General features: G+C 71.5%; 3 protein-coding genes and 3 pseudogenes. 2 read left to right on the forward strand and 4 right to left on the reverse strand.

What is annotated here, in order from left to right; genetic code table 11:
* Positions 1-123: 123 nt before the first annotated feature.
* From ACTWQJ_RS46100 to ACTWQJ_RS46110, 3 genes and pseudogenes are all read right to left on the reverse strand, one after another.
* A pseudogene (locus ACTWQJ_RS46100) lies at positions 124-495 on the reverse strand (GNAT family N-acetyltransferase); the annotation flags it as partial.
* 166 nt (positions 496-661) lie between these two features.
* The gene (locus tag ACTWQJ_RS46105) at positions 662-1036 is read right to left on the reverse strand and encodes a VOC family protein (RefSeq protein ID WP_385790910.1); all 375 of its coding nucleotides are present in this window, start codon (positions 1034-1036) and stop codon (positions 662-664) included.
* 314 nt (positions 1037-1350) lie between these two features.
* A pseudogene (locus ACTWQJ_RS46110) lies at positions 1351-1624 on the reverse strand (SDR family NAD(P)-dependent oxidoreductase); the annotation flags it as partial.
* A gap of 135 nt (positions 1625-1759) precedes the next feature.
* Between ACTWQJ_RS46110 and ACTWQJ_RS46115 the strand changes: the two are divergent.
* Positions 1760-1888 carry a hypothetical protein gene (locus tag ACTWQJ_RS46115; protein ID WP_443312358.1) on the forward strand — a complete coding sequence of 43 codons (129 nt, stop codon included), beginning with the start codon at positions 1760-1762 and terminating at the stop codon, positions 1886-1888.
* Positions 1889-1963: 75 nt separating this feature from the next.
* On the opposite strand, the pseudogene ACTWQJ_RS46120 reads toward ACTWQJ_RS46115, so the two are convergent.
* A pseudogene (locus tag ACTWQJ_RS46120) lies at positions 1964-3901 on the reverse strand (BTAD domain-containing putative transcriptional regulator).
* Between the two features lie 110 nt (positions 3902-4011).
* On the opposite strand from ACTWQJ_RS46120, the gene ACTWQJ_RS46125 reads away from it, so the two are divergent.
* Positions 4012-4890, forward strand: coding sequence for an alpha/beta fold hydrolase (locus ACTWQJ_RS46125; RefSeq protein ID WP_443312359.1), 879 nt, complete (start codon positions 4012-4014; stop codon positions 4888-4890).
* Positions 4891-5093 lie beyond the last annotated feature (203 nt).

Below are 5093 nucleotides of genomic sequence, written 5' to 3' on the forward strand. Positions count from 1 at the left end.
TCCCGCCCGCCGCAGCAACTCGGCACGCTCGTCCTCGGACAGCGTGATCTCCACAGCAGAAGGACCCGGATGCGACATACCAACAGACTACTTATTAACCCTCAGGATTTCTGGCGCATCACACTAGCCCTTCGAGTCCGGCTTCCAGTCCTGGACGAGGAGCCCGAGCAGCACCTCGTCCAGGAACTCGCCCAGCACCCAGGCCGAGGAGCGCAGCATCGCGGCGTTGTCCGACAGTGTCTCGATCTGCAGCCGCTGCAGGCCGCGCACGACGAAACCGTAGTGGCACAGCACGGCGACCACGTCGGTGCCGTAGCCCTTGCCGCGGGAGGACGGCAGCAGCCCAAGTCCGATGTGCGCGGACCGGTTGTGGTTGTCGATGCCCCACAGCGTCGCGGTGCCGATCAGTGTGCCGCCGTCCAGCTCCACCACGGAGAACTGGACGTGCCGCTGGTCCTTGTCGTCCACCACGAGCAGCGAGTCCTTCGAGCCGGGAGCACATTGCACAAACCCACTGCGCAAACCCACCACACCCGCGTCGACGCGCTGGTGCCGGCCGTGTCGGCGGGCTGCGCCTGGCTGATCGAACCCGGGGCCGAAGTCCCCGCCCGACGGCCGATCCTGACGCGACGCCTCAGTGACTGCGATGGGCCCGGTGGACTCAGTGGAGGCAGAGGCAGAACGGATGACCGGCCGGGTCCGCGTAAATCCGCCAGTTGGCCCCCGGGCGGAGCTGATCCGTCCGCTCCAGCACTGTCGCGCCGAGGGCGAGCGCCCGCTTCTCCTCGCCGTCGAGGTCGTCCACGTCGAAGTCCAGGTGGAGCTGCTGCGGGCGCTCCTGGCCCGGCCATTCGGGCGCTCGGTAGCCGTCCACCCGCTGGCAGGCCAGCGGCGTCCCCTCGAACCCGTGCACCTCGACCCAGTCGGGATCCTCCGGATCCGCGACCACCCGCCCGCCGAGCAGATCCGCGTAGAACTCCGCGAGCCGTACCGGATCGGCGCAGTCCAGCGCGACCGCCTGCAGCTTTCGAATCACTTCCGACACCCCTCGCTCTTCAGCCTCTTCCGCAACGCCCCCGTACGGGAGGGGTCGTACCCGCCGCGGCGGCGGGCATGCGCGGCGGTACGCCGGACCGCCGCCGCGCTTCACCGAAAGGGGAGGCAGCGGCAGGATCCGCCATCCGCTACGTGATGTGCCCCGGGTCCGGTGGAGTCATCTTGCTGGACAGATGGTGCTCCAGACACCCGAGGGGGCTCAGGACGCGATTTACGTTCTGGAGCCACACCGAATACTTCAATGACTCCGTGGTGTCCTCGTCGCCCGAAATAGCTGATTCGGCACGGCCGGTTTCAGGACCAGGCAATCTCGCCATGGCGGGAGAGGGAGCGTCCGGTGCCGGCGCCGGGCTCCTCGGTGGCGAGGGCAACGATCGCGTCCGTACCCTCCCTCGGTGACGGTTTGGGGGCCGCTGTGACCGTTGAGGTCGGTCGCGGTGTAGCCGGGGTCGGCGGCGTTGACACGGATGCCCTTGAGCCCCTTGGCGTACTGCGTGGTCAACATCGTCAGCGCAGCCTTCGAGGAGGTGTACAACGGCGCGACGACGTGCGACTCGGGCCGGTCGGGGTGAGGCCCCTTTCCTCGTTCTGGTCAGGACCGCCATGCGCTGCGCGCGCTGCTGCCAGCAACCGCCCCGGTGGGTGTATCCCAGTTCTCATCGATATCGATCACTTGCGGACGGACCGCTCGGCGATCCCCACGATGCGGTCGCTGGCAGGGACTACCAGGGCTGTCGCCCAGATCGCCACGGCGACCTTCGCGAACTGGATCATCACGCGCGGCGCCGGGACCGTCACCGACCGCCTGGCGGCGGCGATGGACGCCCTCTGAACGCCCTGGCGACCTGATCACGCTGGGGCCGTGGGGCGGGCGCGCACGAGCTCGGGGCTCGCGGATTGCTGTCGCTCACCCCGCTCCGGCGCATGCCTCCGCTTCTGCCAGATACCGCGCCACCGGGCCCAGGGTCAGCATGCCGCTGGCGGCGCCGGCGTGTTCTGCATGGGCATCGCGCAGGGCAGCCTCGGCGCGTGCGGCGATTCTGCGCTCGCCGAGGCGTACGGCGGCGCGGGCAGTCAGGCACCACAGTGCCTCCTGCATGTGGTCAGGCGGTGGTTCGGGCACCGCGGCGAGGGCGGCACGGGCCTGCTCGACCCGGTCCTGGGCGAGCAGTACGAGGGGTCGCGCCCAGGGTCGGTACGGGCCCCAGTCGAGGTGCGGATCGGTGGGCGCGGGCCGGTCGTGCAGCAGGCGCAGCCCCAGTAGAGCGAGCGGGAACAGGCCACGGTGCAGCCCCGGCATTCCGGCCGTCTGGAGGGCGTCCTCGGCAGCGCGGTAGTGCGCTGCGGCCGTGACGGCGGTCGGTCCGCCGGGTTCGGTGCTGCGGGCGGCCGTGGCCCGGGCCCGGAACCACCCGGTGAGGACGGAGACGAGAGGCGCCTAGGTGGTGGCGGCGAGCTGTTCGGCGGCCTCGGCGTGCGAGGCTGCGGCGTCGAGGTCGCCGAGGGATGAGGCGGATTGCAGGCGGACGAGCCGGCCGAGTACGGCGAAGTTCGGCAGCTCGTGCCGGGTGGCCAGGTCGAGGATCTCGGCGCCGGTCCTGTCCCGTACCGCCGCGAGCCCGGGGCGGGTGAAGGACTGCAGGAACACCCCGTTGAGGGCGAACGCCAGCAGGGCGGGATCGGCCAGGTCCCGTGCCAGCGCCTCGGCCTGCTGTGCCGCCTGTCGCGCGCGCTTCAGCTCGGTCCCGGACAGATCGGCGCTGCGGCTCTCGACGGCGACCGTGGCCAGGAGGCGGGCGACCAGGTCGGCGGGGCCGTCGGGGCCGAGTGCGGTGAGCGTGCGCTCGGCAGCCGCGACGACGGCGCGGGACTGCTCGGGGTCGTCGGCCCGGCTCCAGATGGCGGGCACGTCGTAGGCGCCGATGATCCGGGCGGTCAGGGAGAGGTCTCCCGTGCGTTCCGCTGCCTGGACGGCGGCGAGGCGGTCGCGCCGCGAGTGGACGAGGGCGTCGCCACCCGCCAGTGCGAGGGTGCGGGCCAGATCCACGGTGGTGCGCGGGCCGAGCCGGACACCAGGGCCGGTCCACGCGGTACGTGCGCCTTCGAGGGGCACGGACCCGTTGAGGATGTCCGTCTCCAGGCGCTGGAGGTCGGCACCAGGGTCGAGCCCGAGTTGATCAACGAGCATCGCGCGGGCGCGGCGGAGGGTGGCCAGCGCGTCGGCCTGGCGGCCCGCGCGGTGGAGCGCGCGGGCAAGGAGCGCCCAGGCCGGCTCGCGCCACGGATGTTCGGCGACGTGGGCACCCAGTTCGGCGACGAGATCGGCCCCCTCCCCGGCATCGAGGAGGATGCGGGCGCGCAGTTCCACCCCCTCCAACCTCAACTCCTCCAGTCGGGTCCGCTCGCGCTGCGCCCACGCGGAGCCGGTCACATCGGCGTAGGCGGGTCCGCGCCAGGCCGCGAGTACCGCGCCGAGGCCGGTCACCGCGTCGGGGGCGCGCCGAGCGCGGGCCAGGGTGTCCTGGAACCGATGGACGTCCACGTCCTCGCGCGGCAGGCGCAGCGCGTAGCCGGGACCTTCAGTGACCAGTACGCGCGGCGGATTGCGGGGCGGCCGGTCGGGTTCGAGGGCGCGGCGCAGCGCGGCGACGAACGTACGCAAAGCGCCCACGGCGCGGGCCGGCGGATCGGTCCACAGGTCGTCGACAAGGGTGTCGGTGGTGACCATCCGTCCCTCGGCGGCGACGAGCCGGGCGAGTACCTCGCGATGGCGGGGTCCGCCCAGGTCAACCGGGCTGCCGTCGTCGCGGAAGGCCCGCACGGCACCGAGCACGTCGATTCGCATGCCCCCATCCTCTGTGCCAGGGGTCGGCTGCGCCCAACCGTACTGATCGGCTGCTGATCGCCGTCGCCCAGGCTGATCCGGTCAGTCCCCACCAGAAGAGATGGCCTTTCATGACGCTCACCCTTCCCGGCTTCAATCACATCCGCCTGCCCGGTGCGGACGGTGTGGAGCTGGCTGCCGCTGTCGGCGGCAGCGGCAGCCCGGTCGTGCTGTTGCACGGTTTCCCCCAGACCCACCTGATGTGGCGACTCGTCGCCGAGCGGCTCGCCGACGAGCACACGGTGATCTGTCCTGACCTGCGGGGCTACGGCGCCAGCGACAAGCCGGCGGCCACCGACCCCGATGTGTACGCCAAGCGCACCATGGCCGCCGACATCGTGACCCTGGCGACGGCGCTCGGCCACGAGCGCTTTGCCCTCGTCGGCCACGACCGGGGCGCCCTGGTCGCCTTCCGGGCGGGGCTGGACCACCCTGAGGCCATCACGCACCTGGGCATCCTCGACATCGTGCCGACGCTCGACATGTGGAACGTCCTGCACGGCGCCTCGGCGGCGGTCGGCTACCACCTCTTCCTCATGGCGCAGCCGCCGGGCTTGCCGGAGGCGATGATCGCCAATAGTGCGGACGCGTTCTTCGGCTCGTTCCTCGACGCCTGGGCCAACGACCCGACCGCCATGCCGCAGGAGGTGCGTGCCGAGTACCTGCGGGCGAGCGCCGCGGCGGTGACGTCGATCGTCGCCGACTACCGGGCCTCGGCGGGCATCGACGTTGTGCACGACCAAGCGGACCTGGACGCCGGGTCGCAGCTGGCCATGCCCGTGACGGTCGTCCAGCAGGACTGGGGCGCGCAGCTGAGCTACGACGCTGCCGGGGTGTGGAAGGCGTGGGCGCCGGACCTGGACCACCGGTTGACCCGAGCGGGGCACTTCATGGCCGAGGAGGCACCCGACGAGATCGCGGCGGCGATCCAGGAGCTGCTGGCCCGCTGAGCCTCCTGTTCTCGACTCGTCGGCTGGACCACGGTCGGTCGGCGAGCCATAGGTTTTCGGCGATGGACCGGTCCCGGACGCTGTGATGGGCCAGGAACAGCGAACGATCGGTCCATTCCGGGCCCTTCGCGGGCGGAAGCCCGGACCGCACGGCAGGCTGGCTCACCGCTCATCATCCTCGTCGGCGTCGGCGGTTCCAGGGT

It is taken from the genome of Streptomyces sp. KR55, from assembly GCF_052245645.1.
In the GTDB taxonomy this organism is placed as follows: Bacteria; Actinomycetota; Actinomycetes; order Streptomycetales; family Streptomycetaceae; genus Streptomyces; species Streptomyces flavusporus.